The following is a 1,676-nucleotide window of genomic DNA, read 5'->3' on the forward strand; positions in this document are numbered from 1 at the left end:
GGCAATGCCCAGGGCTTTCGGGTACTCACTCAACTGGAGTATCACCAGTTCGACGGCGGCACCCGACTGACCTATGCAACGCTGGGCACGTACCTGAAGTATCCATGGACGGCCAGGCACGCCGACTCCCTGGGCTACAAGAAACACAAGTTCGGCTGTTATCAGAGCGAGCTGCCGCTACTTGAGCAGATCGCCCATAAACTCGGCCTGCCACAACTGGAGGAGCAACGTTGGGCGCGACATCCTCTGGTGTACCTGATGGAGGCTGCCGACGACATCTGCTATGCACTGATCGACCTGGAAGACGGCCTGGAAATGGAGTTGCTGGAATACGCCGAAGTCGAGTCCCTGCTCCTGGGCCTGGTGGGCGATGACTTGCCTGAGACCTACCGCCAGCTCGGTCCCGGCGATTCGCGCCGACGCAAACTGGCGATACTGCGCGGTAAAGCCATCGAGCACTTGACCAATGCCGCGGCCCGGGCGTTTGTCGAGCAACAGGATGCGCTGTTGGCCGGTACGCTTTGCGGCGACCTGGTGGAACACATGCACGGTCCCGCCAAGCGTTGCGTGCTGAATGCCAAGGACATGGCCCGCAAGAAAATCTTCCAGGACAAGCGCAAGACTCTGCACGAGATCGGCGCCTATACCACACTGGAAATCCTGCTCAACGCCTTTTGCGGCGCAGCTCTGGAGCAACACAACGGAAGTACGCCGTCGTTCAAGAGCCGTCGTATCCTTGATCTGCTGGGCAACAATGCGCCCGACCCTCACGGCCCATTGCACACTTCGTTTTTGCGCATGATTGATTTCATCGCCGGCATGACCGACAGCTATGCCAGTGAGATGGCCTTGGAAATGACCGGACGCGCCAGCCACTGAGGTGTATCGTTTGATCAGCCATTACGGCATTCGTAATGGCTGATCCCCCCTTGAAACTCCAACAGCACTCAAGTCTCGTCGAATCGCCCTACAGCACCTGTCGAGCAAACTGATCGCTTGTCCAGCACTCTCGCGAAACAATCGCCCTCCCTTCTGTTCGACAGATGAAGTGCACCCCATGGCCGAAGACGATCTACGCATCCTTGTGGTGGAAGACCATCCCTTCCAACTAATAGCCACTCAGTACCTGCTGGAAAGTTATGGCTTCACCCGACTGACTACCTCCGATAGCGCCAAAAGCGCCATGCAGCAAATGCTCGGGGCCGACCAACCGTTCGACATTCTTTTATGCGATCAATGCCTGCCCGATCTGACGGGACTCGATCTGGTCCGGTTCGCCAGCCAGCGAGGGCTGATCAGACAGGCGATCATTCTGAGTAGCCTGACAACGTCTGAATTGGATGAGCTTGTAAATACGGCCGCTGATTACGGGCTGCCATTATTGGGATACTTGATAAAACCACTGAAACAATCTGAATTTATAGACTTGTTGACCTCTGCACCAATATAGAAAAAGACACATATAAATCCCGACAAATATACAGCGTAAAACTTACAAACAACCTCCTTACAAAGTGCACCAAAGCACTAGACTTTCCTAGCCTTCCTAATAAGAAACCTAGTTAATACGTAGTCCCATTCCTTTTAATCTGTAGGAATTCTCCTATATTGCTGCTACAGCTTGGTCAGTTCATGCGGCCCTTCAAGTATCTGAGCTAAGGTGCGCGCTTTATTTG

At 54.1% G+C, this 1,676-nt stretch carries 2 protein-coding genes; both read left to right on the forward strand.

Going from position 1 to position 1,676, the window contains the following annotated elements; all coding sequences use genetic code 11:
• A partial coding sequence (locus tag ACXRVY_RS27705) for a deoxyguanosinetriphosphate triphosphohydrolase (RefSeq protein ID WP_458238801.1) occupies window positions 1–879 on the forward strand: 879 nt, incomplete at its 5' end.
• A gap of 178 nt (window positions 880–1,057) precedes the next feature.
• Complete coding sequence (locus tag ACXRVY_RS27710; RefSeq protein ID WP_457266283.1) at window positions 1,058–1,450, forward strand: response regulator; 393 nt, start codon at window positions 1,058–1,060, stop codon at window positions 1,448–1,450.
• Window positions 1,451–1,676 lie beyond the last annotated feature (226 nt).

Source organism: Pseudomonas sp. P5_A2_2 (assembly GCF_054177685.1).

Coding starts and splice junctions, on each gene's coding strand:
- ACXRVY_RS27710 (WP_457266283.1), top strand. CDS start 1,058: ATGGCCGAAGACGATCTACGCATCCTTGTGGTGGAAGACCATCCCTTC.